At 45.2% G+C, this 25,709-nt stretch carries 18 protein-coding genes; 13 read left to right on the top strand and 5 right to left on the bottom strand.

The window, feature by feature from the left end; genetic code table 11:
* Window positions 1-10: 10 nt before the first annotated feature.
* Complete coding sequence (locus HNR50_RS18910) at window positions 11-2,611, bottom strand: diguanylate cyclase (RefSeq protein ID WP_184748369.1); 2,601 nt, start codon at window positions 2,609-2,611, stop codon at window positions 11-13.
* Window positions 2,612-2,845: 234 nt separating this feature from the next.
* Here HNR50_RS18910 and HNR50_RS18905 point away from each other — a divergent pair, with 234 nt between their 5' ends.
* The 6 genes from HNR50_RS18905 (at window position 2,846) to HNR50_RS18880 (ending at window position 10,334) form a co-directional block, all read left to right on the top strand.
* Window positions 2,846-3,715 (top strand): carbohydrate ABC transporter permease, encoded by an 870-nt coding sequence (locus HNR50_RS18905; protein WP_184748368.1) that lies wholly within the window; start codon window positions 2,846-2,848, stop codon window positions 3,713-3,715.
* The gene (locus HNR50_RS18900; RefSeq protein WP_184748367.1) at window positions 3,715-4,554 is read left to right on the top strand and encodes a carbohydrate ABC transporter permease; all 840 of its coding nucleotides are present in this window, start codon (window positions 3,715-3,717) and stop codon (window positions 4,552-4,554) included. The genes HNR50_RS18905 and HNR50_RS18900 overlap by 1 nt, the downstream gene beginning before the upstream one ends.
* A 5-nt stretch (window positions 4,555-4,559) precedes the next feature.
* A complete protein-coding gene (locus HNR50_RS18895) occupies window positions 4,560-6,179 on the top strand; it encodes a cellulase family glycosylhydrolase (RefSeq protein WP_221439933.1) in 1,620 nt (539 codons plus the stop codon).
* 50 nt (window positions 6,180-6,229) lie between these two features.
* Window positions 6,230-7,912: a sensor histidine kinase gene (locus HNR50_RS18890; protein WP_184748365.1), complete on the top strand. Its 1,683-nt coding sequence runs from the start codon at window positions 6,230-6,232 to the stop codon at window positions 7,910-7,912.
* Window positions 7,913-8,980 carry a response regulator transcription factor gene (locus HNR50_RS18885; protein WP_184748364.1) on the top strand — a complete coding sequence of 356 codons (1,068 nt, stop codon included), beginning with the start codon at window positions 7,913-7,915 and terminating at the stop codon, window positions 8,978-8,980. It begins immediately after the preceding gene.
* Window positions 8,981-9,065: 85 nt separating this feature from the next.
* The gene (locus HNR50_RS18880; RefSeq protein WP_184748363.1) at window positions 9,066-10,334 is read left to right on the top strand and encodes an ABC transporter substrate-binding protein; all 1,269 of its coding nucleotides are present in this window, start codon (window positions 9,066-9,068) and stop codon (window positions 10,332-10,334) included.
* 44 nt (window positions 10,335-10,378) lie between these two features.
* Here the strand turns inward: HNR50_RS18880 and HNR50_RS18875 are convergent, their stop codons facing one another.
* Entirely contained in the window at window positions 10,379-12,784 is a 2,406-nt protein-coding gene (locus HNR50_RS18875) for a PAS domain-containing hybrid sensor histidine kinase/response regulator (protein ID WP_184748362.1), read from the bottom strand.
* Between the two features lie 277 nt (window positions 12,785-13,061).
* Between HNR50_RS18875 and HNR50_RS18870 the strand changes: the two genes are divergently transcribed.
* The 3 genes from HNR50_RS18870 to HNR50_RS18860 all read left to right on the top strand — a co-directional run bounded on the left by HNR50_RS18870 (window position 13,062) and on the right by HNR50_RS18860 (window position 16,614).
* Window positions 13,062-13,985, top strand: coding sequence for a DMT family transporter (locus tag HNR50_RS18870; protein ID WP_184748361.1), 924 nt, complete (start codon window positions 13,062-13,064; stop codon window positions 13,983-13,985).
* A 107-nt stretch (window positions 13,986-14,092) separates the two neighbouring features.
* Window positions 14,093-15,817, top strand: coding sequence for a cache domain-containing sensor histidine kinase (locus HNR50_RS18865; protein ID WP_184748360.1), 1,725 nt, complete (start codon window positions 14,093-14,095; stop codon window positions 15,815-15,817).
* Window positions 15,814-16,614: a helix-turn-helix domain-containing protein gene (locus HNR50_RS18860; RefSeq protein ID WP_184748359.1), complete on the top strand. Its 801-nt coding sequence runs from the start codon at window positions 15,814-15,816 to the stop codon at window positions 16,612-16,614. The genes HNR50_RS18865 and HNR50_RS18860 overlap by 4 nt, the downstream gene beginning before the upstream one ends.
* Window positions 16,615-16,702: 88 nt before the next feature.
* Here HNR50_RS18860 and HNR50_RS18855 read toward each other — a convergent pair whose 3' ends face one another.
* From HNR50_RS18855 to HNR50_RS18845, 3 genes are all read right to left on the bottom strand, one after another.
* Window positions 16,703-17,572, bottom strand: coding sequence for a carbohydrate ABC transporter permease (locus tag HNR50_RS18855; protein WP_184748358.1), 870 nt, complete (start codon window positions 17,570-17,572; stop codon window positions 16,703-16,705).
* A 9-nt stretch (window positions 17,573-17,581) separates the two neighbouring features.
* The gene (locus HNR50_RS18850) at window positions 17,582-18,487 is read right to left on the bottom strand and encodes a carbohydrate ABC transporter permease (protein ID WP_184748357.1); all 906 of its coding nucleotides are present in this window, start codon (window positions 18,485-18,487) and stop codon (window positions 17,582-17,584) included.
* Between the two features lie 68 nt (window positions 18,488-18,555).
* Window positions 18,556-19,848, bottom strand: coding sequence for an extracellular solute-binding protein (locus HNR50_RS18845; protein WP_184748356.1), 1,293 nt, complete (start codon window positions 19,846-19,848; stop codon window positions 18,556-18,558).
* A 134-nt stretch (window positions 19,849-19,982) separates the two neighbouring features.
* Here HNR50_RS18845 and nagA point away from each other — a divergent pair, with 134 nt between their 5' ends.
* The 4 genes from nagA to HNR50_RS18825 all read left to right on the top strand — a co-directional run bounded on the left by nagA (window position 19,983) and on the right by HNR50_RS18825 (window position 25,708).
* Window positions 19,983-21,155 carry an N-acetylglucosamine-6-phosphate deacetylase gene (gene nagA / locus HNR50_RS18840; RefSeq protein ID WP_184748355.1) on the top strand — a complete coding sequence of 391 codons (1,173 nt, stop codon included), beginning with the start codon at window positions 19,983-19,985 and terminating at the stop codon, window positions 21,153-21,155.
* The gene (locus HNR50_RS18835; protein ID WP_184748354.1) at window positions 21,145-22,617 is read left to right on the top strand and encodes a hypothetical protein; all 1,473 of its coding nucleotides are present in this window, start codon (window positions 21,145-21,147) and stop codon (window positions 22,615-22,617) included. The genes nagA and HNR50_RS18835 overlap by 11 nt, the downstream gene beginning before the upstream one ends.
* A gap of 100 nt (window positions 22,618-22,717) precedes the next feature.
* Window positions 22,718-23,866, top strand: coding sequence for an ABC transporter substrate-binding protein (locus HNR50_RS18830; RefSeq protein WP_184748353.1), 1,149 nt, complete (start codon window positions 22,718-22,720; stop codon window positions 23,864-23,866).
* A 48-nt stretch (window positions 23,867-23,914) separates the two neighbouring features.
* On the top strand, window positions 23,915-25,708 hold the full coding sequence (locus HNR50_RS18825; RefSeq protein WP_184748352.1) for an ABC transporter permease: 1,794 nt from the start codon (window positions 23,915-23,917) through the stop codon (window positions 25,706-25,708).
* The last annotated feature ends 1 nt before the right edge of the window (window position 25,709 follow it).

Raw genomic sequence — 25,709 nt, 5'->3', positions numbered from 1 at the left:
CCGGTTAGTATTATTCTCCGCAAACCACCTGATTCCGGCCCTGTTTCTTCGCTTTGTACAGGGCGTTATCAGCAGAGTTAATCAATTTTTTTGTTATTGAGTTGATATGAAAATCTCCGGGTTTGTTTTTCCTCGATTCTCGGTTTGTCCATTTATCAGATACTTCGGGGAAATTATCAGCTGTTGCTTGAGCCACACCCAGGCTTATAGTCACAGGGTGATTTAAACCGAAATTGAATTTTTCTATAGTCTGTCTTAGCTCTTCAGCCAGTTTGGCAGCCCCATTGAGATCTGTATGAGGGCAGATAATAAGAAACTCTTCGCCGCCCCAGCGACCGGGGATATCGGATTGACGGATCTGATCTTCTATTAAACGGGAAATGCTTGTTAATACACGGTCTCCTTCCAGGTGTCCGTAATTGTCATTTATGGATTTAAAGTGATCAATATCGAGTATTATGATCGAGTATATTTCTTGATAGCGGCTTAATCGTATCTGCTGTTCTTCCAGGGAGCGGTCAACTTTCTGGCGGTTGAACAGACCAGTAAGTTTATCGGTAACAGATATAACTTCAAGTTCTTTCTGGGCTGTTATGTTTCTGCGAACAGCCATATACCCGTATATTTCACCCATACGGTTTTCCAAAGGCGTTACATCGGTATTCACCCAGTAAAAAGTCCCATCTTTCCTTTTATTTTTCATCTCGCCACTCCATGCTCTTCCGGAGGTGATCGTTTCCCAGAGATCTTTAAAGAGTGTGTCAGGCATATCGGGATGGCGAATGATATTGTGTCCGACTCCTATCAGTTCTTCCCTTTCATAACCGCAGATCTGACAGAAAGCATCGCTGGCATAGGTAATGATTCCATCAAGATCTGTCTGGGAAACAATGACATACTTATCATTGATAGCAACATAACGTTTGAGTTGAAAATCTCTATCCCTTTCAGATGTTATATCTCTCTGCACTCCGAAGTGCCCTGTGATCCTTCCTTGAGAATCCCATAAAACAATGTAATCCCCTTCTACGACAAAAGCGCTGCCGTCTAATCTCCGTTCGTCAGTATCGATGTGAATTCGTCCTTCATCAAATAATCTTTTCCACAGTTTTCGTCCCGCAATAATATCATGTTTATAAAAATCAGATGGAGTCAGACCCATGAAGTCTGTCTCGGTAGCATGATATTGCTTAAGCATTGCCTTGTTGATTTTTGTGATTCGCTGATGCTGGAAGATATAATCGAGAGCTGACTCCTTATCTATCGAATCGTTCCATTCTATCGGTTCATCGAGCATCATAAAAAAGAAACCGTCCAGAGACTGCTTGAAAAATAGAGAGAGCAGGTATTCACTCTCTTCCAGTTCTTCCTGTAGCTTTTTCCGCATCGTTTCGTCTTTATCGACGCCTCTATATCCAACGAGTTTCCCCGATTTGTTCTCTAAGACCGGGATGGCATTTCTAAGAATAGATATGAGCATCCCGTCCCGGGTTTTCAGCCTGGTTTCCATGTCTACAATCGGTTTGCCCTTTTCCATTAAATCGCGAAGTGAATTTACCGCTTTATCTTCCCTGTCTTTTGAGGTGTAACTGAAAATGGAAGATCCCAGTAATTCATCCTCCGTATATCCGAGGTTGGATTCCCCATTACCTGATATGTAAGTAATGATTCCTGACCGATCTGTTTCCCAGATTATATCCGATGAGGCATTGATTATATCCTTCAGACGCTTCTCATTTTCCCGGAGCTGTTGATTGTACATCATCCGGAGATAATTCAAAGTCGTAGCAACAGCTACGGCTATTATGATGAGAAAAATTATGAGATTGTGATAGGGATGATTGTTGCTGAAACCATGTATCGGAGTGATAGCTATCTGCCAGGATCCGTTTGGAAAGAGAACCATGCTTTTGATAGAGTCTTCTTCCTCGAAGATTCTGCTGTCTCCATAGAAGACGCTTCCCGATGACCCCGTTCCGTTGATGCCCCGCATTGACAGGTTCAACTCATTCTGATCAAGAAGAGGTTTCAGTTCATTTATCAGGGAATCCAGGCTGATCAGTGAAGAAACAATACCCCAGAATATCCCGGAGCCATTATCTTCATAAAATACCGGAGCCCGACCCAGAATTCCCTGACCGCCCTGAAGTATATCAATAGGACCGGCAACAACCAGCTCACTTGAATCTCTTGCTTTTAATACAAGGGGTAACTGGTCTGGCAAATCGCGGTAGTCTACTCCGATAATGGCTTCGTTGCCTGTTTTTGGATACACGTATGAAAGAACCAGATCCGGCGCAGCGGCGAGGTTGGAAAGTGTTTTGGAATCCCCGAAAATCTTTGAGGCAAATCTGATAAACTCTTCTTCGGAAATGTCGGGATTAACTGAAATATAGGCAGCAGTAGAATTAACAATTAGCAGGTCCCTGGAAAGCATGAGTTCTATTTTTGCGCGGATATTACCCGTTATTTCCTGTAAATCCTCCCGTTCCAGGATGTTATAGCGTTCTACAAGAAAACTGTGAATTATGACTTCAATACCTATGCCCAGAGTTATAAGACAAAGAAAAGTAAAAACGCTTATTAAAATGATATTCTTTTTTAAAGGCACACTTTATCCCTTAAGAGTCATATGTATATTAAATACTAGATTAACCACTTCAGCTGTGCAAATGACAAATAGGTTTTAGTCGTGATTTTGAGGTTTTGTATCAGTTCATAAAAGCTTTTAGTATTTATAAACTTCCAATATCAATATTGTCCAATAATCATGATTAATATGATCAAAAGACAAACGGCATAGTCTACTGTATAAAGGCGGTATACCTCTATTCAGGAGACAAGAATGAACATCAGGAAAAGTTTCAGAGAGACAGTAAAACTTCTCGCTTTCGTCCTGCCTGCTTTTGCTTTCTATTCCCTTTTCGTTCTCGTTCCGGCTTTCGGCGGTTTCTATTACAGCCTGACTGACTGGAACGCTTTAAACCGGACACATAATTTTGTCGGATTGAGTAATTACATAGAAGCCTTTACGGAAGATCCCTATTTTATCAAATCCATATGGTTCACCCTGAAGTTCGTCCTTTATATGGTCGTTCTTCAGAACGTTCTGGCCCTTTTTCTCGCTCTTCTCATCGAGAACAGAAAAAGAACCAAAACATGGTTCAGAACCATTTTCTTCATGCCTAATATGATCAGTATGATTATCGCCGGTTTCATGTGGCTCTTTATCTTTACCAGGGTTCTGCCTAAAATCGAAATTCTAAATAGAACATGGATCGGCGATCCCCGGCTTTCTTTTTTCGCAATTCTCATCGTCTCTCTGTGGGCCGGAGTCGGATACCTGATGATTATTTATATCGCTGCCATCCAGAGCATTCCCGGGCACCTGATCGAAGCGGCTCTTATTGACGGAGCTAAAAGAATGGCTCTGCTGCGATATGTGAAGCTTCCCATGATTCTTCCCGCCGTCACTATCGGTCTTTTTCTATCGCTCAACAGCTCCTTCAAGGTGTTTGAAGCGGTATACGCCCTGACGGGAGGAGGACCAGGCCGTGCGACACAGGTCATAGCGCTCAATATCTTTGAAGAGGCATTCAACATGAGCAACCGTTTCGGATATGCCAGCGCGAAAGCTATCATTCTCTTTTTTATTGTCGCTATGATCACTTTCATACAATTGAAGATAATGAAGAACAGGGAGGTTCAGGCCTGATGAAAATATCCTCTGCAGATAAACTGTACAGTCATTTCACTTTTGTCATGCTGATTCTGATCTCCATGATCACTCTCTTTCCCATCTACATGGCTTTAATAAACTCTCTGAAACCGGACGGAAAGATTTTGAGTGATATTATGGCTCTCCCCGCAAACCCTCTTTTTTCCAATTATGCTACGGCTTTTGAAAAGACCAGATTTGCGAGAAGCTTCCTCAATACGCTCGTTGTTCTTACCACCGGCCTGGCGGGTATCATCTATCTCTCATCCATGGCCGGGTATAAGCTTTCGCGGTCGAAGGGGAAACTGAGTTCCTTTTTCTTTTTCCTCTTCGTTATGTCCATGATTATCCCTTTTCACTCCATCATGATTACTCTTACAAAGGTGGCCAGGGTTACCGGAGTCCAGGGATCGGCATTCGGTCTCGGGCTGATCTATACGGGGCTGGGAGTACCTATGGCTGTCTTTCTGTATCACGGTTTTGTCAAATCCATCCCAATGGAGCTCGATGAAGCGGCGCTCATGGACGGATGCGGTGAATTCCGGTATTTCTTTTCGATCATTATGCCATTGATCATGCCCATTACGGCCACTGTCGCTATTCTCAATACGCTCTGGATGTGGAATGATTTTCTCCTTCCGCTTCTGATGCTCACTGATTCGGACAATTATACGATTCTTCTATCGACCAACATGCTTTTCGGGCAGTACAACAACAACGACTGGTCGGCTATTCTGGCCACGCTGATTCTCGCTATGATGCCGGTCATGATTTTTTATTTTACCCTGCAGAAATATATAACCAGAGGAATTGCCGACGGAGCTATCAAAGGATGAAAGGTGTGATTGAATTCAATAGAGATGTTGAGGGCTTTGTCTCGGCTTCGGGAAAAAAGACTATCAACGGCAGGGGCTGCGAGATCCTCCTGAGGGGCGTAGGTCTCGGAAGCTGGTTTCTACCCGAAGGGTATATGTGGTGCTTTCCTGACCAGGGAGACCGTCCAAGACGAATTGAGAAAATGATCCTGGAACTTATCGGTTCCGATAAGGCTGGCGAGTTCTGGAGAACATACTTCGACAGCTTCATAAGTGAAGAGGATATCAGGCGGATTCGTGAGGAAGGATTCAACTCTATCCGTCTCCCTTTGAGTTACAGATATCTGCAGAGAGGATCTGAATCTCTTGAGCGGGTCGATAAGCTGATCGAATGGTGTAGAGAGCAAAGCCTTTATGTCATTCTCGATCTGCACGGCGCACCGGGAGGTCAGACGGGAACCAATATCGACGACTCTGAAAAGGATCAGCCTGAACTTTTCATGGATGAATCACATGCCCGGGAAACTGTTAGGCTCTGGAGGGAACTGGCGCTCCGCTATCGCGATGAATGGATCGTAGCCGGTTACGATCTGCTGAACGAACCGCTGCCTGAGTGGTTCAGCGATTACAACGACAAAGTTATGCCCCTTTACAGAGATATCATCAGGGCTATCCGTGAAGTTGATACAAGGCATATGATTATTCTCGAAGGGGTTCACTGGGCTACAGACTGGTCAATTTTTACGGAAAGACTCGATGATAATCTTATGCTTCAGTTTCATAAATACTGGAACAGTCCCGACAGGGAAAGTCTAAAGCCCTACCTTGAAAAAAGGGAAGAGCTTGATGTTCCTATTTTTATGGGAGAGGGGGGAGAGAACAACTGCGATTGGTACAGCGGCGCTTTTCAGCTCTTCGAGGATCTGGATATCTCCTGGAATTTCTGGACCTGGAAAAAAATGGAGAGGGATAATTCCCCCTGTTCCATAGTGAAACCTGAGAATTGGGACTGTCTCGTTACCTATCTCGAAGGAGGAGAAAAGCCTGATCGTGAACTCGCCGAGACAGTTCTTTGGGGTTTTCTCTCTTCTCTGCCTATCGATAAATGCCTTTACAGGCGGTCTGTGGTATGGTCGCTGTTGAGACGACCTCCGGTGAGAATACCGGCGGTTTTTTACAGCAATTGTGGTCCCGCCAAAGCTTATTCCATTCATAAGAATTTGAGACAGCAGGCCATCGGTTTCAGAGACAGTGAAGCGGTTCCTATAGGCTTTACCTCGGGTAAGAGAAATTCTGTCGATTTCAATCATAGCGGCGGAGAACCATGGGGAGAAGATGACTGGATGTATATCCGGCTAGATGAAAAGGACTGGATCTTATATGACTTCCTGGCTGACAGTCCCCTGGAAATGAATGACTTTGAGTTTGTTTTGAAAATCCGTGGAGTCGAAGAAACGGCTTCGATAAAATTATCGATTGAATCTCCTCTTCTCGAAGCTGTCTGCACGGCTTCCGACGACTGGACGGAAGTTAAGGTTCCCCTTGTTTTCCGGCTTGAGAGGGGAAGGTGTAAAATAAAGTTGACGGCTTGTGATAATCCGGTACAGATTGAAAGAATCTCTATAATTCCGGTAAAGGGGGAATAAGTATCAGATTTTACAGGCAACTGAGCATCAGATCGAGGCTTCTTCTTATTATGGTCTGTCTGGCCATCGCCCCCGTTCTGATTTTGACATGGACCGCAGCCGACAATACCCTCTCTTCTGTGGAAAAGGAGATAATCGCCGGTTCCAGAACACGGGTTAACTGGGCGGGTCAGTATCTGGAAGAATTGATTCTTCGCTTTGATGATCTCTTCTATTCTCTCCAGATCGATGAACTGATTATCAAAGCTGTCGAAAAGGAAGCCGATGAGGTGACGATTCTCGATACGCAGAAACGGCTTATCTCCGCATATTATACCCATTCGCGGATGATTGATAATCTGGATCTCTACATCCATTCCTCCGGAGAGGAGATCTCTGTCAATGCCCTTACGAGCGGCCGTATCTCCAGGCCGGATATACGAAGTGGTAAATGGACTCCCATTTTAAATGGACCGGTCAGTCTCCGTCTGGAAGAGGTTTCGGGATCGGTCTACGCCCTGCACAGCATCAATACTTTTATGGAGCGGAGACTCCTCGGAGGAATGGCTGTCAGAATAGATGAGGATGTTATCGATTTCGTAATGAATATTCTCAGGCCTGATGATGAGGGCCATGTCCTGCTGCTAAACGAAGCGGGAGAGCTTCTCGCCGGATCTCCGGTCTCGATTCTTTCCGGTGAGACTCTGGGCTGGTTAGACTCTGTCGAATATTTCGCCGATGATGTTCCGCTTTTCAGAGACGGAACATCTCTTGTTTTCGCGAAAAAACTTTATAAAGAGCGGCTGACAATTATCAAAACTCTGCCTGTTGAAGTCATCGATGCCAGTTCCAGAAGAATTCTCGCAGCCGGACTACTGACAGGGGGTATTCTGATTCTGGCCACAGTCCTTCTGTCCATACTCTTTTCTATGCAGATAAGCAAACCTATTGTCAATCTGGCCAGAACCATGGAGGAGACATCACTTCTCGACTTTGAGCATCTGAAGGTCAATCGACACAATGAAGTCGGTCTTCTGGAAGAGGGGTACAACACTTTGATGATGCGTATGCGCGATCTCGTGGAGAAAGAATATCAGCGGGAGATCGATCTGAGGAATGCCAGGCTCAATGCTCTTCATGCCCAGATCAATCCCCATTTCCTCTACAATACCCTTCAGCTTATCGGCGGCATGGCTATGGCCAAAGAGGCTCCGGAGATCTATCAGATTTCCAAGGCCGTGGGCGATTTGTTTCGCTACACAACAGCCAGCGAAGGGGAACTGGTGCCTCTGGAAAAGGAGCTGAAACATATAGAAAACTATCTGGTAATACAGGAAATGCGATTTAAAGGACGCTGTACAGTCGGAATCCGGATCGATGATTCGGTCCGGGATGTTCTGATTCCCCAGTTTACTCTTCAGCCCATAATTGAAAACGCCTTTGAACACGGTCTGCAGCCCAAGCCGGGAAAGTGGAATATCAATGTCAGAGCTGTAAGGAAAAAGCGCGGCGTCCTGCTGCTCATCAGTGATGACGGCGTCGGGATGGAAAGCGCTGCGCTTCACAGACAGAGAGCGCTTCTCTTTGAGAAAAATATCATTAAAAACACGGCGGAAAGTCATATCGGAATGAAGAATGTCGATACCCGGTTGAAACTCCATTTCGGGAAAGACTATGGATTGAAGATATTCAGTTCTCCGGGACAGGGCTCGCGCATAGTCATCAGGCTTCCGGATAAACGGGGAGAAGAGTAAATGGCTTTTGAAGTTCTGGTAATAGATGACGAGCCCTGGTCGAGACAGCTTGTCATATCTCTGATCGAGTGGAACAGGCTGGATCTCCAGCTGGCCGGCGAGGCGGAAGATGCTTCCCAGGCCATGTTGATGATCGAGAGCCTGAATCCCGCCATTGCCCTTACGGATATGCGGATGCCCGGCATGGATGGGGATGAGTTCCTCAGAGAGCTGGAGGTCCGATTTCCCGAGGTTAAGATAATCGTGCTGAGCGGCTATGACGACTTCAACTATCTTCAGCAGGCTTTGCGGTCGGGGGCGGTCGACTATCTCCTGAAACCGGTGGACCGCGATCAGCTCAACACCACTCTGGAAAAATGTACCGGGGAGTTGAAAAGCCGGTTGCTTCAGGAGCAGACTCTGGTATTCAGCAATTCCGCCAGACTGAACGAGTACATCGAATACCGGAATCGCATCTTCTCCCATCTGCTCGAACTGGATAGACAGTCTGTGAATGACGGGCTTTTTCTTTTGAAGAAATCGCTCTTTCCCGATAATCTCTCTTCTGCAGATAAAGAATCTCTGGACAGAATATTCCATGACTTTATTGTGATGCTTGAAGAGTTTACCTCACGTTTCGGTCTCGATTCCCGTTCGCTCGAATCTCTCCGTCCCGAAAAGATACAACGCGGGCAGGAAGATGTCTTTACGCTGATCGGTAATCTCTATGGAAAAGCAATAGATCTGATTGAGGACTACCAGTCCCGCAAAGGATCGCTCGATCTTTCCGAGGTCAGGGATCATATTGACCGATACTATCGGGAGCAGATTACCCTCGAGTCGGTTTCCAGACTGTTTCTGGTAACGAAAGAGCATATGAGCCGGTCTTTTAAGAAATCATTTGGAGTGACTTTGAATGATTACATAACCGCGTTGAGAATGGATCACGCAAAGATCCTGATTGTCGATGAGGGTTTGGAGATCAAACAGGTCGCCTTTCTCTGCGGCTATACGGACCTGGCTTATTTCTACAGAGTCTTCAAGAAGCATTTCGGAAGCCCCCCGGGAAAGATGCGTGGTAGTCAATAAAATGCAAAAGCCTATGTTAAGATCGGTCATATCTTTCCGGTTCCCGCTCCTGTATTAATATAAAAAACAGGAAAAAGGAGTTGTTATGAAAAAGACAAAAACAATGTTTATCTCTATTGTCCTCGGATTGTTAGCCGCAACTGTATGTATGGCTTCGGGAAATCAGGATGCCGAATCCGGCGGAAAGGATGTCCGGAAAGTGGAACTGAAGGTCTTTATGAGTTTTCCCCGGTTTCAGGAGCAATTCGAAGCTTATTTCGAGCAGTTCAAAGCTAAAGAGCTGGCTGAGAAGAACATCGATGTCAACATCAAGCTGGAAATGCCTAATGCCGATCAGGCCGGTCAGATTCTGAAAACGAGATTTGCTTCGGGCGATGCTCCTGATATTTATACTCTTCATGCCATTGCCGATATTCCGACCTTTTACAAAGCCGGTTATATGGAAGATCTTTCAGAAATGGACTTTGCCGGAGAACTTTTCGATGGAGTAAAAAATACTGTATCCAAAGATGGAAAAGTGCTGGCTCTTCCTCTGGAAAGCCTCTCATGGGGTTACCTCTATAACAAGGATATATTCAATAAGCTTGGGCTGACTCCTCCTCGAACCGTCAGCGAAATGGAAAAAGTAACTGCTGCCCTCCAGACTGCCGGCGTTACACCTTTCGTTCTGGCATTCCAGGAATCGTGGATTCCCCAGCTGATGATGGCTCTGTCTCTCGGTGGTGTGGTCAGCTCCGATGTTACCGATTTCGTTGAAAGAATGAACAGTGGCAGCGCCTCCTATGAAGAAGTCAGACAGGTCTTTGAAATCATTGATGTGATTATGGCCAACGGTACGGAAAATCCCTTTGAAGTGGGTAGCATGGCCGGTTCGACCAGCTTTGCCAAAGGCGAGGCTGCCATGTGGGTTCAGGGCCCCTGGATGGCTGAATCCATTCTTGAAGTCAACCCTGATATGAACTTCGGCGTGGCCCCCCTTCCCGTTAGCGAAGACAGAAACAGCGCCATGATCAACCTGGCCACTTCAACGTCTCTGGCCCTTTCTCCCGAATGTGAAAACAAGGATGTAGCTGAAGATCTGATGAACTACATTCTCGATAAGGAGGATTCGGCAGCGTTGTTTGAGGAACTGAAGTTCAATCCCGTTACATCATACCATGACTATGAAATCTTTCCCTGGATTGAAGAAGCGCTTTCCTATGTTGCAGAAGGATATGCGTATCTGGATCTATCCTTACCGGGAGCGGTAACTGACGAAACGGCACAGCTGCTTCAAAGTTATTATCTGAAAGAAGTCAGTCAGGATGAGATTATCGAGAGACTCGATAAGACATGGGCTAAAGCCGTAAAATAAAGATGGAAAGGCTGATTGTTCCCCGGGAGCAATCAGCCTTTTTTCTACAGAGGTAATACCCTGTTCAGCACGTCTTTTATTCTTGACATTGTGTAGGGTTTTTCAATTATATCGATAAACCCTAAAGCCTCATAATCAGCTAATTCCTGGCTGGCTGAATAACCGCTGGAAACGATAACTTTGGCGTTTTCATTTATTTTCTGGATTTCAATAAGAGCTTCTTTACCTCCCATTCCGCCGGGAATGGTTAAATCCATTATAATAATTTCATAAGGTCTATTTCTGGCAAATGCTTCTTTGTATTTTGCGATAGCCTCATCCCCGTCGGCTGCCACTTCAGTTTCATGGCCCAGTAAGGCGATAGTTTCCGATAAAGTCTCCCTGATAATTTCATCATCATCCATAATCAGAACTCTGACATTCTTTTCCGGAACCATTTCCGTTGAGCCGGTTTTGTCCTCTTCAGCGGCATGGCTCTGCCCCAGCGAGGGTAAATAAAAGGAGAACGAAGTACCTCTTCCCACTTCTGATGAGACTTCTATATGTCCATCATGTTTTTTTATAATTGAGTAAATTGTAGCCAGACCAAGACCATGGCCGGCCTCTTTTGTTGTAAAGTAGGGATCGAAAATTTTATCGAGATATTTAAAGGGTATCCCGGTCCCCTCATCCTTTATTGATATCTTCCAGTAATCACCCGGTTGCAATTCCGGAATGTCATCTTCACCTATTATACAGCGCTCGATAGAGACAAATAGAGAACCACCTCCCGGTGTTGCCTGCTTGGCATTGATGACAAGATTGGATATGACCTGTTCGATCTGCCCTATGTCAACTTCGGCTATGGATTCTTTTTCCGAATATGTAAAGACCGGTTGAAGATTACTGCCCGATAAATCAAAAAGAACCGTCTCCTTAATGAGTTTGACCAGGTCGGTCTTCTTCTTTACCGGTTGCCCTCCTTTTGCAAAAGTCAGAAGCTGTCCCGTCAGTTTTCTAGACCGTTCAATCGATTCTTCTGTTTTTAACAGGTATGTATATGCTGGATGGTTTTTATCCAATTTCAATAAAGCGATGGATACATTTGAATAAATGCCTGTTAGAAGATTGTTGAAATCGTGTGCTATACCTCCGGCCAGGTCTCCTAGACTCCTCAGTTTCTCCATTTTCAGAAGCTCGAATTCAGTTTTCTTTTTGTCTGTAATATCCCGGAATTCAACAACGCGGACGTTTTTTCCCTTATAGGGAACCTGCCTGGCTTCCAACCTTATTGGATACTTCTCTCCGCTCTTTCGGACTCCTATTGCTTCATAAGCCTTTTCATACCCTGAGTTGATGTTTTTCAACACCAAATCCCGTGTTTCTTCTGCAATCAGCAGCAACCCGTTCATTCCGATCAGTTCTTCATAGGTATAACCGGTTATTTGAGAAAGCCCCTGATTGCATTCGAGAATAATCCCTTTGTCATGTATGGTTATCCCCCCAAATGATGCGTTATGAAGAGCTTTGAATCTCTCTTCGCTTTCCCTTAGAGCTTTTTCCGCTTCTTTCCGTTTCGTTATATCAATAACAGAAGCCAGCGCGCCATTATAATTTCCTTTCTGATCGAAGACAGGCGTTGTTTCAAGTAACAGATAAACCCGTTCTCCGTTTTTTTTCATGAACTCGAAATCGTGTTGATCCTGTAATCCACGCTTTCTGCGGGCTAACAATTCTGTGGCATATTCAACTCCTTTTTCATCCATAAAAGAAAAGAGGTGTCTGCCCAGCATTTCATTGATTGAATAGCCCAGAATCTCAGCCATTTTGCTGTTTACATAAACGGTATTGCTGTCTTTATCTAACTGCCAGAGACCTTCCTGCAGGGTTTCTGTTAATTTCCGGTATTTTTCTTCTTCGTTTTTCCGCTCTGTAACATCTGTCACAAGACCTTCAATAGCAACAGGCAAACCGTTGTTATCTTTAATCAGCCTGTTCCTCTGATTGATCCACTTCATTTCATTATTTTTGCAAATAATCTGATATTCATAGGTTCGGTTGATTTTTCCCGCTAGCAGCTCATCCATTTTTTTGTATAAGTAATTTTTCCAATCCGGATGAATCATTCTCTCTATTAATAACGGGTTGTTGTAAAACTCTTCCGGTGTATAACCTGTTATTTCGGTTGAAGCAGGGCTGACATATTCATATATGCCTTCGGGCAAAGACATTCTGTAAAGCATATCCCGTGAGTTTTCTATCAGCTTCCGGTACATTCTGAATTGTTCAAAGTCTCTGGAGCTCAATAAAACTTGTGAGACATCGCTATCAGTCTCTTTTTGAAATGTTTCAACTTCTTCACCTGGTTTCACTTTTTTAACAGTGTATCCATTTGATTCGAGCAGATCTTTTAATTTCGAGTCAGAGGCGGTAGAGTCTTCAGCGTTCACTAAAATCACTTTCTTTATCATGAATTAACCCTATCTGAATTCTATGTTACGGATATTCTATCGTCAAATAGAGTATTTCGATCTTCTCAACTTCTGCAGGATTCCTCTAAACCATTCCTGGACTGGTACCATAATAAACCGATCACCTTACTTCTGGGATATATTTCTCCACAAGAGTTTGAAATGGTATATTATGAACAGGAAATTCGTCTGGCAGTTACTGTCAGGCGCTTATAATATCATCTCCGGGATAAGGGAGTTTTTTTTATCATTTACTTTAAGGATCAGAGGAAATTACATGAGAGATATCCCTAAAATACCAATGCTGATGATACTGCTGGGAGGAGAAATCCTGGCATCGGCTTCTGTCGTTTTTATACGTTTATCCTCAATCGATCCCATTTTGCTGGCTTCTTTTCGCATGCTGGTTGCGGTTGTGTTTCTTCTTCCATTTTATTTCCGGGAACTTAAGCGGGACCATAAGGATGTCGTCCCTTTTTCCCCGGCTGAGATTAAGCCCGTATTGGTTCCCGGCTTACTGCTGGGGATTCATTTTATAACCTGGATATACGGGGCGAGGCTCGTTCCGGCGGCCAATGCATCACTTATAGTCAATCTCACCCCAGTTGCCACACCGTTTTTTATATACTTTTCAGCAAAAGAGCGGGTAAATTTTCTGGAAGTTCTTGGAAGTCTTATAGCCATATTGGGGTGCTTTCTCCTTGCCCGGGGTGATTTCAGTATGGATCGTCAGTATTTTCTGGGGGATCTGGTTATTTTCAGCGCCATGTTAACCTTTGCTCTGTACCAGGTCTATGCCAAAAAGAGGATGACCGGTCTCTGGCGCTATATGGTGCCGCTGTATCTTGTAGGAGGTCTGTTCTGCCTGATAGTTGCCATATTCACCGGAGCGTCATTTTTAAACTGGACCGCTCATGATGTAATAGCCATTTTCGGACTCTCCCTGCTGTCCACAATCGGGGGGCACAGCATTTTCAATCTGGCTATGAAACATCTTCGGGGGCAGATCGTTTCCGTGTTTCATACGACTCAGTTTATTTATGCCGGAATCATGGCTTTTTTTATACTGAGAGAGGTTCCCGGCAGAAGCTTTCTCCTGGTCGCGCCAATAATTTTGACCGGATTGTTCATCACTATATCGGGACAGTGGAAAATTCCCGGTCGTAAAAGGCCTGAAAAAGAGACATCTCATGTAAAGTAACGGCCCGGGGTTATCGGGTTTTATAATCTTCATGTTATAAAATTTGATGCGGCCGGGATTGAAAAGTAGTGTAGAATTGTCAATATGTTTACTTGCGATGAGATCTTATGCTGAAGAGTGTTAAGTTTTTTTACAAATTGTTCATAGCTTTTCTCCTTACCGGAATCATACCCATAGCTCTTATAAGTACGGTTTTCGCCTTTCTTTCAGGTGATATTATTACCGGCTCCTATAAGCAGCAATCGAAGATTACGGTTGAGAGAATCGTCGAAAGCCTGAACCGGCAATTAGATAAATACCGCCATACCGTTTACGCAATGAGCGAAGATCCGGAAATCATGACCGGTCTTCTGGAGAACAGACATCTTGAGAGACCTGATCTTCTCAAACTGTATCAAAAGATGTACACAGCGATTTCCGGCAATATCGATAATGTTTCGCTTCATATTATAAGTCTCACAGATTTTCCTTCTCTATCGACGCAGCAGATTCCGGAAAACTACCTGAATGGGGGCGAAGAGGCAGCCGGAGGGATATTCTGGCTATCTTCTGATCAGCCTCAAAAGACCGTAACTGTTTTCAACAATTTTACAAATGCCCGCGGTGATAGAGTCATGATGACTTTTTGCAAATCGATAACTGATGCCAGAGGCGAGCTGCTGGGATTTGTCGTTCTCGATATAAATAAAAATCCCATTGCGGAATTATGTGAAAAAGAGAACAACAACTTTTTCAATGAGTTGTTTATCGTTGATCCCCTGAATAATCTGGCAAGCGATCTCAATCACGATGAAAATGATGGGAATTTCAGTTTTCTTCCCTCATTATCCGATATTCAGCTTGAAACGGCGGGACAGTTTAATCGGGGAGACAGGATGATTGTTCATCAACCTCTGGATTCCGGGCCCTTTCAAGTTGCCGGTTCCGTGCCCATGAATATAATCCTGTCTAATCTGTCCTATCTGATCAGGATTACTCTCTGGGTCATTCTCTTCAGCATTTTTCTGTCTGTTCTGCTGGCTTTTCTTGTGTCCCGTTCCATATCGAAACCCGTTCATCAGCTGGCTGTTGCCATGGGGCGGGTGGAAGAAGGAGACCTCTCTGTCAGGATTAAGTCCTCGAGAGATGATGAAATCGGTTTGCTCAACAAGCGTTTTAATATCATGACCGAACAGATACACAATCTTCTCGATGAGATGAAAGAAGAACAGGCGCAATTGAGAATTGCCGAGCGAAAAGCTTTGCAGGCTCAGATAAATCCACACTTTCTCTATAATACCCTGAATACGATAAAATCCATCGCCAAGCTGGAAGGGGTAGGCAAGATTACGGAAATCGTCACAAGGTTAGGCAAGCTGCTCAGAAATACGATTGACAGCAACAGGGAGATGGTGACTCTCCGGGAAAGTGCCGAATTGATTGAGGATTATCTGGCAATTCAGAGAATCCGTTTTGGAGACAGGCTTGATTTCAATATCGATATTCCTGAAAGCCTGAACAATTTTCTCCTTCCTAAGCTCATTCTCCAGCCTATTGTAGAAAATGCTGTTATACATGGTCTCGAAGGCAAGGTCGGGAAAGGGACAATTTCTGTGACTGCATCTGTCAGACAAGGCACAATACTGATTGAGATCGTTGATGATGGAGAAGGTATGTCGAGACTCTGGTCTTCCCATGACAGCCCTGAAGATGAGGGGATCGGGTTGTCGAATGTGCATAAGAGGCTTCAGCTTCTATTCGGTAACTCTGCCGAGCTTGAGATATCAAGCTCTCCGGGGGCCGGTACGACCGTCAGGATAGTTATCCCGGAAATAAAGGAAGGAATGATGTGATAAAAGTCGTTCTGGTGGAAGATGAAGAATATCTCAGAAAAGAAATTGCATTAACGACTCCCTGGCAGGATCTGGGCTGCGCACTGATCGGTGAGGCTGTAAACGGTGCTTCCGGATTTGAACTTATTGAGAAGACGAGGCCGGACCTGATCATTACAGATATAAGAATGCCCGGGATGGATGGTCTTGAGATGCTTTCCCGACTGAATGAAAGCCTGGGAGATAAAAGACCTTATGCCATTCTGCTGACAGGTCATACTGATTTTGAATATGCAAGGCAGGCCATTCGCATCGGTGTGGGAGATTATCTTCTGAAGCCTGTTGATGACACACTGTTCCATTCCCTGCTTTTAAAAACTGCTCAGAAGCTTGAAAAAAGAAATGCCCGCCGCAGAGCAGAATCTGAACTGGAAATTCTCGATAAGGGACGCCTGGCTCTATTTAAGGAATTCGGCGATCCAGTGGCTGGCGACAACAAGGACGAGTATGTGAAACAGGCCATTGAATATATACGCGAACACTATATTCAGGATATCTCTCTTGCTGATGCCGCTGGGAATATGGGTATTACACAGGGGTATTTATCCCGAATTTTCAAAGAAAAAACAACATATACGTTCCTGGAGTACCTGACATATTACAGACTGAGAAAGGCCGTGAAACTGCTTCACGACCGCTCTCTCAGAATTAATGAAATTGCCCGCCTGTGCGGCTTTCAGGATCACGGTTATTTCTCCCAGCTATTCCGCCGGTATCTGGGGGTGACGCCGGGTCAGTTCAGAAAAGGTAATAGCTGACGGTTTTCTCCAGCTCCTTTGCGAAAGTCCCGGCATTTTCAAATAAAAAAGAAGGGATTCCTTCCTGCCTTGCCGCTGCAGTTAGAATTTATCCTTTTCTCGAGGAAAACACAGAGGCCCCGGATACGAAGTACCGGCTCATGGTAAAGAAGAGAATCAACATAGGGATGCTTCCCAGAACGGCAACAGCCATCATGGCCCCCTCGTCGGTATACTTCTCGGCGGCAAACTTAACAATATATAGCGGAAGCGTTTTCATTTTTTCGCTTTGAGCAACAAGGAGAGGCCATAGAAGATTATCCCACTGGCTTCGGAAAGTCAGAATGGAGAGAGTCGCTATGGCCGGGGCGCAGTTGGGGAGTACAATATGCCAGAAAATACTGAGTTCTCCTGCACCATCGATTCTTGTTGCATCGAGAAATTCGTCGGGAAAGGGCAGAAGATACTGACGCATCATAAATACGCCGAAAGCATTCACTAGAAAGGGAATGATCAATCCGCCGTAACTGTTCTGCAAATGAAGTTTCGTCGCCACGAGATAGAGGGGAATCATGATTGCCTCGAAGGGAATCATCATAGTTGCCATTATGGCCAGGAAAACGATATTGCGTCCTTTGAAACGGAATTTCGCCAGGCCGTATCCCGTCATGCTTGAAAGAATGACAGTCGTAACTGTAACAACAGCGGAGACTATCACTGAATTGCTGAAGTTCCGAATGAAAATGAAACTTCCATCATTACCGGCAATCGCTTTGGTGAAATTCTGCCAGTGAAATTCTTTCGGGATCCATGGGAATGGCATTTTCAATATATCTTTGCTGGGCATCATTGATGCTGAAAACATGAATACTATGGGCATGAGGGTAAATACAAGCGCGCTCGTGAGTATTATCCAGATCAGTAATGAGATGGGGGATATTATTCTGCCGGGCCTGGAAATCAAATTGGTGTTAGTCATTTCATTCTCCTAATAGCTCACGTCGTCGGCTTTTGAGGTTTTGAATTGAAGCCAGGTAAAAAAGAGCATTATAAGAAATAGGATAATGCTCATGGCACTGGATCTTCCTATGAGATGATCCCTGATTCCCGTATTGTAAATGTTTAGTGTAATGACATTTATGGGCGCCTGCGGAGACCCGGATTGTACAAATAAATACTGGGTGCTGAAGGTTTTCAGACATTGGAGCATGGACATGACCGATACGAGGATTATGGTCGGCTTCAACAGAGGAAATGTAATCCTCCAGAAGCTCTGCCACTTGCCCGCTCCGTCGATAGTCGCAGCTTCATAGAGAGAGCCCGGAATGGCGGCCAGGCCGGCAATAAAAATTACCACGAAATATCCGATGTATTTCCAGAAATATACCAATATTGTTGAGAGCTGAACCATAGTGGAATCGGCCAGCCATTTGTGATCAATGCCGGGTGTGTTAAATAGAAAATTGAGAATCTGGTTTCCGAGACCTCTGGGGTCGAATATGGACATCCATATAACGGCGGCGACGACTGAGGATAATACAGCCGGAGCGTAGTAGGCCAGCTGGAGGAATTTCTTCCCTTTTTTGATATTGAGAATTAAAACAGCCAGCAGAAGGCTGAACACCAGAAGGGGTATAAAGGTTCCAATGGTAAAAACGAATGTCGCTCTGATAGAATTCCAGAAATCATCGGATTGCAGCAGATATATATAATTCTTCAACCCGATGAATGTCGGAGGCTTGAGCGAAAGGATCTTTTTCCTGAACAAACTTGTAAAGCCGGCGTTCAGGATGGGGTAAAAACTGAAAAGAGAGAAAAAAAACAGCGACGGTGCGACGAAGAACCATCCCCATCGGGAAAGTTTTTTTTCGATTCCACTATATGTCTTCTTCATGACTCATCCTTGAAAAAACGGGGCGCCAGCCGCCCCGTTCTGAATTGTTAATCAATAATCTGAAATGATCATTCCTGATCGAGTACTTCCTGAGCTTTAACCTTCAGGGAAGCCAGTGCTTTTTCCGGAGATATGCCGCTGAGCATAACACCTTCGATTGCCTCTTTGATTAGTTCCTGAATCTTCGCGCTGTTCTCGGCATAATAAACGATGTTTCCCTTTTCCATATCGGAAGCGAATACATCGGCATAGGGGATGCTAGCGAAAGTCGATGAAGACATCAGTTTTTTCGTAGGCTGGATTAAGCCGACTTCTGTCAGATATTCTTCCGAATGGGAAAGCATATAAGTAATAAACTCCCAGGCCGCTTTCTGCTCTCTCTCTGGTTTCTGGCTGTTCACCATATAAAAGTGTCCGTAATAAGCGGAAGCGACTTCCTTAACAGCGTTTTCAAACTGGGGAAAAGGAATGACCATCCAGTCTCCGCTTTCGTAAAACTCGGGGTTGTCGGCTCTGATTCGTCCTTCCTGGTAGAGTCCGCTCATTGCCATGGCCATATCGTTGTTGTCGGCATTGAAGAGTTTTCTGGCGTTTTTATAAGTCGGCGAACCGAGATTCAACCCGCTGGGACCCCAGTCAGCCATAAATTGAAGAAGTTTCAACCAGGCGTCATCTCCTACAATTGCTGTTTTTCCATCATCGCTGATTAACTTCCCTCCGAGCTGTTCTACCATGGGGACTACGGAAACCAAATAGTAGGGATAACGGAAATCAAATCCTCTTCTGGTTATGATCTGTCCTTCTCTCTTGACGATTTTTTCGGAGACGGCAACTATATCTTCCCAGGTTCGAGGATAATCCTTTTCCGGATCAAGTCCGGCATCACGGAAAATTCTTTTGTTTATATAAGGCGCCCAGTTCGTCAGTTCCAGCGGCAGTCCGTAGATGTTTCCGTCCTCGGACACAGCGTCGAGAACACCTTTTACGTAGGAGTCTCTAAGTTCATCGTTGCTTTTAAATCCAGCGATAACCGGGTCGATAGGAGCGACTCTTCCATTGGCGATATAGGCGTATCCATCTTCTATCTGGGTATTGAAAATGTGTGGTCCTTCGTTAGCGGCGAAGGCGGTCAGAAGTAATTCAGGCATTTTCGCACTTGAATTTGTGACTCTTTCGATCGTTATTCCGGGATGGGATGCTTCAAATTCAGCAATGTACCTTTCCTCGATCGTTGTTCTGTTCGGGTCTTCATGGGTCCAGAATTTAATGGTGATCGGTCCTTCCTCTTCCTGGGCTCCACCAGCCAGCAGGGGAAGCGCAAGGACTGCAAGCGACAGAAAAATCATCAATGTCTTTTTCATATTTCCATTCTCCTTTGTTATTTGATTTCATCTTAAAGCAGGTTCACAGGGGCTACAATGTGACATTCCTCCACTTTTTGTTGCGATTCTGACATCCTGTGGTTTCGAATTGATTATTGAATTAGGATATTATTATGGAACAATTGTTATGCCTGCATAATGCTGAAATATACACAGGGACCATGAATATCCCATCCGGTGCTGTCATAGTCGGTAATGGAAAAATCCTTGATGTCGTGGGAAGCAATCGTCTGGTAAAGCTCAATCTTCCCGAATCCACGCGGTTTATCGATTTGAAAGGGTCGATCCTCTGCCCGGGATTTATCGATTCTCATATTCACGGATTCGGAGGATACGAAACCTCGGATGCCTCGGACGAGTCGATTCTGAAAATTTCAGAAAGCCTGACGGAATACGGAGTCACATCTTTCTGCCCCACCATATACACACAGGAAGACAGAAAATTCTCTGCCTGCATAAAAGCCGGCGTCCGGGCTGTCGGCCGGGAAAAGGGGGCGCGAATAATCGGCCTTCATCTGGAAGGACCTTTTATTTCCAGGCTTCAGTCGGGTGCGCAGGACGCTTCGGCTTTGAAAGAAGTGGATATGGAGAGAATGCGCTCTTATGAAAAAATCGGTAAAGGTAAGATAACTCTGATTACCGTGGCGCCCGAATTGAAGAACATGAGAGAGCTGGCCATTTATTGCCTTAAAAAAGGAATCATTCTTTCGGCAGGGCATACAGACGCTTCATATGAAAACATGCTGGAAGGCATGCAGGCGGGTATCATGCACTCAACCCACTTCTTCAATGCCATGAGGAGACTGCATCACAGGGATCCGGGCTGTATCGGAGCCATTCTCATTCATCCGGAAATCTCCTGCGAAATCATTGCCGACGGACATCATGTCCATCCGGCCCTTATCAAACTGCTTCACAGAGATAAGCCTCTGGATAAAATCGTGCTGGTTACTGACGCTCTCGGCCCGACGATGCAGAGCGAAGGACATCTTATGGCTAACGGCGAACCTGTATACCTTGAGGATGAAGTCTTCTACAGGGAATCGGATAATGTCATGGCCGGCTCGTCTCTGACAATGATCAAGGGGATCGAGAATCTGGTGTCCTGGGGTATTCCCCTCTCCGATGCCATTGCCATGGCGACCACAAACCCCGCTAGAATTCTCGGATTGGATAAGGATCGCGGACTCATCATGCCGGGACATTCTGCCGACCTCACAGCTTTCGATGAAGAATTCAAGATACTGCTTACAATTGTCGAAGGGAAAATTGAATATGAGTTATAATCATTTAAGCGACCTCAACTGTTCAGTCAGACAACACAGCCATAAACAGATCGAGCTGAAATTGACCTATCCCCTGAAATCGAAAAAGCTGTCCGCATACAGACTGGACTGTTATTTCTTTTTTCCTCCCCAGCTTCACATTACGGAAAAGCGGATCTCTCATCTGGATTTCCTCAACAGTATGCAGATTAATACGAGATTTTCCTCTCCTTTGATCCCCCTTGAAAAGGTTCTCGATCCTGATTTTGATTTAAGCCCCTTAACGAGACTCGAAACTCTTCTCGAGTCGGTGGGGGGAGAAAGACGGGGTTTTGAGAAATCTGTAATTTATGAACTGCAGACCCTATGCAATCTCTACAGAGCTGAAACCCGAAACTTTGTGGATTTGATCAGGAGGGAGATAAGAAAAGACAACCTGTCGGAAATTTACAGGGAAAGGGTTCTCGATATGCTTACCACTGTTGACGCCTTTCTTCATAGGTTCCGCAGTCTTCACGCACGTTTTCTCGATCCTCATATTAATGAAACGCTGAGGGAAGCTCTTCGATGGGCTGATGAATCAATCAGCATTATCACTGAAAAGAGCTTTATCAGTCTTCATGGTTATTGTGATCCGGAATCGGATATCCCCCAGCGGAAAATGATAGAAGATCTGTTGGCCGGGGAAGAGAAATACAGACAATCCATGAATTATGAATATCTCTACAATGAAAATCAGCCTCATTGCGGAGAGAAGATGGCTTATAGGGACAGCATGCTGAAAAAGTGGTCCCAGAGCGCCATGTATATGAATAGCCAGTACAGCCGAACCCCCAATCGAATAGGACATCTGATTGCCGGGACGGCTGCCGGCCTCGCCATGTTCTTCGCTGTAACGGCGGCGATTGTAGCAGATAAAGTCTCACCGGAAAACAGCTCTCTGTGGATTCTGGTCATGGTGATCTCCTATATTATGAAAGACAGAATCAAAGAGGTCCTCAGAAAGGTTTTCGGGAACCTCCTACCCGGATTGACAACGGATCAGCAGATAAATCTCTTTGACCCGGCTCTGAAAACATTAGCCGGCCGATCTTCGGGTATGGTTGAGTTTACGGAACCGGTAAGATTACCGGGAGATATTCTCGATATCAGATTCGCGCGGGACAATCCCTTCCGAAAGATCATTCCCCCCAATACAGTCATACATTACCGGAAGATAATGAAAATCAGGGGAAACGCCCTGAGGAGCAACCACACGAGGCTGGAATCTCTAACGGAAATAATCCGCTTTCAGGTTGATTCCTGGCTAAAGGAGATGGATGATCCCAAAGAGACACTTTATCGACTCGAAAAAGGGAAAATGAAAAAGATCCAGGGTACCAGGGTCTACAGGATCCATATGGTCATAAAGCTTGATGGAGAACTCAGCCATAAAGTGCTGGTTCTGAAGAAATCCGGTCTGGTGAGGATTGAAAACTATTAGCGGAATTACCTTATCGATTATATGCAAGAAACAATTTGACATAATTGTAAAGGAATCTTAACATTAAGACAGTTAAGAAATCTTTACAAAGGAGAAAAAGATGAAACGATTAACCGGATTGATGTCAATGGTTCTTGCTCTCTTCCTGTTTTCAGGTTTGAGCCTGTTTGCCGGTGGTGCTCAGGAAGAAAGCGCCGCTCCCGCCGTTGACGAAAAGCCCATGACACATGAAGAGCTGGTTGCAGCAGCTCAGGCTGAAGGAAAAGTTGTGGTGTACTCCATCACCAGCCGGATCGCCAACGCCGCTGAAGCTTTTACTGCCAAATACGGAATAGAAGTCGAGGATACGAATCTCAAAGACTTCGAACTTATTGAAAAAATATCCAAAGAAGGAAGCACCGGAGCGGTGGGAGCGGACTTTGTTATCGCCCAGGATGGCGGACGGGTCATGGGAGAGCTGATTAATCTCGGTTACCTCTACAACTATGTTCCTCCGACAATGAAGGATATTATTCCCGAAGAGTTCCAGAATCCTCTTTCCTTTGCTTTTATTAACAAAGTATTCATTTACAATGATGAAGCCGCACCTGTTCCTCCCTTCGATAACATCTGGGCTTTGACCACTCCCGAATGGGCCGGTTTTTTCCAATTCAAGAACCCCTTCCAGGAGGGGGTGAATGCCAACTTCCTGACCATGGTGACCAAACCGGAAATCGCTGATGAGATCGCGGCTGCCTATAAAGAATATTTCGGAAAAGAAATCCGGCTGACAACGCCCAATGCCGGGTATGAATGGATTAAAGCCATTCTGGAAAATGATCTTATTCTCACCACATCAGATACAACTACGGCAGAGACAATCGGTATTAAAGGCCAGAATAAACCGAATAATGCCGGACTCTTCGTATTTTCGAAGTTCCGGTACAAGGAGTCAAAGAATCTGGCACTTGAACCCATGATGAATGTGAAACCCTTTTCCGGATTTTATTATCCCATTTACGCTCTTATGGATTCTAACGCGGCTCATCCCAATGCGGCAAAACTCTTCATTGAATATCTACTTACTGAAGAGGGATTCGCTCCATGGGGGAAAGACCTGGGAACATACTCTTCCAACCCCAACATTCCCCTTCAGCCTCTGGACCATCCTATGACAACCTGGGTTGAGATCCTCGTCGCGGAAGATCCGGCTTACTGTTTCGAAAACAGAGCTGATGTTGAAGAATTCCTGAACGAGTATATTTACTGATAAACCGGGCGGGGATATGCTCCCCGCCTTCTTCTCAAGGATATAGTTTTGAATTACCGAAACAGACTGAAAACGTTTCTCAAAAAGCCGCACAATGTCATTTTGCTGTCTCTGGCTTTCATCCTCATCTATCTGACCGTTGTGCCTCTTGTCACGATCATACTGGATACCTTCACTGTCCATCAGTCGGAACTGATGCGCGTCAAAGGCGCGAAAGTGGGGGACTTCACACTCTATCACTGGAGTAAAGTTCTTATCGAGTCCACAAGCCGCAAGGTTTTCTATCAGCCGTTCTTCAATACTCTGGTCGTGGCCTTCGGAACGTGCTTTATCTCTATAAGCCTGGGCGGACTGGTCGCCTGGCTGGTCACCAGGACAAATATCCGATTTAAAGGAATGCTGTCCACGCTGTTTATTTTTCCCTATATCATGCCATCATGGACTTTAGCCATGGCCTGGCTGAATTTTTTCAAGAACTCCAGAATCGGAGGGACGCCGGGAATTTTTACAGCATTGACGGGTCTGGAAACCGCTAACTGGTTCGCCTACGGACCCTTTCCGATTATAGTCGTCCTGGGGCTTCACTACGCTCCTTTCGCTTATATCCTCATAGGCGGAATTCTTCGCAATATGGATGCGAACCTGGAAGAAGCCGCTCTTATTCTGAAAGCTTCCAGAGGAAAAATCATGCGCCGCATAACAATTCCCATAGTCATGCCAGCCATGCTCTCCACATTTCTTCTCGTCTTTTCAAGCGCCATGAGCGCTTTCGCCGTACCGGCTTTTCTGGGAACGTCTGTACGTTATCAGGTTCTTACGACTCAGATGTACAGGACACTGAACGGACTCAATCCGGGCTACGGCTATATAATGGCTCTTATTATGATTGCAATCGGCGTTCTTATTCTGGGAGTCAATCAGCGGATAGTCGGAACGCGGAAAAGTTACACAACGATCACAGGGAAAAGTTCCAATATCGCTTTGATTAAACTGAGATCCTTCCGATGGCCTGTATCGATTTTCATGATGCTATTTGTTCTGGTCGTCTGTATTGCACCGCTTTTTACCTTTGCCGTCGAATCATTTATTATGGAACCGGGCAATTATTCCCTGAGCAACTTCACAACGCTCTTCTGGACAGGAGCGGGGGATCCGCAGATAGCCAACGGTGAACCGGGAATTCTGAGAAACACAAGTATTCTCCAAGGGCTCTGGAATTCGGTAAAACTGTCGGTTCTGGTGGCTTTCATCGCCGGTTCTGTGGGAATCCTGGCCGGTTACGCCATTGTAAAAAAGAAAAACTCGAAGCTTTCCCTTCTGGTTAACAATCTGGCATTTTTCCCCTATCTCATGCCTTCCATGGCTTTCGGAGCTATTTATCTGTCCATGTTTGCCGCCAGAAGAGGATTTATTCCCCCTCTATACGGAACCTTTGCTTTACTGGTTCTGGTGGGAGCTGTCAAATATCTGCCATTCGCATCCCGTGCAAGCGTCGGCGCCATGCATCAGCTGAGTAACGAAATTGAAGAGGCCGGTACAATTCAGGGGATCAGATGGTTCAAGAGGATGACGAGGATCATCATTCCCATCCAGAAATCGAGTTTTCTATCGGGATATCTTCTTCCGTTTATTTCGAGCATGAGGGAGCTTTCCCTTTTTATTCTTCTGGTTACGCCATCGACCAGAATTCTGACAACGATGCTATTTCAGTACAACGAAAAAGGGTGGAATCAATATGCCAATGCCATCAATCTTCTGATTGTTCTGTTTGTCGTCTTCAGCAACACGGTGGTCAATAAAGTGACCGGGGCATCCATAGACAAAGGTATAGGAGGGCAGTAAA

The sequence above is a fragment of the Spirochaeta isovalerica genome (assembly GCF_014207565.1).
Classification (GTDB): domain Bacteria; phylum Spirochaetota; class Spirochaetia; order DSM-2461; family DSM-2461; genus Spirochaeta_F; species Spirochaeta_F isovalerica.
The sequence above is the reverse complement of the archived record's forward strand: the minus strand, read 5'-3'. Positions and strand labels throughout refer to the sequence as shown.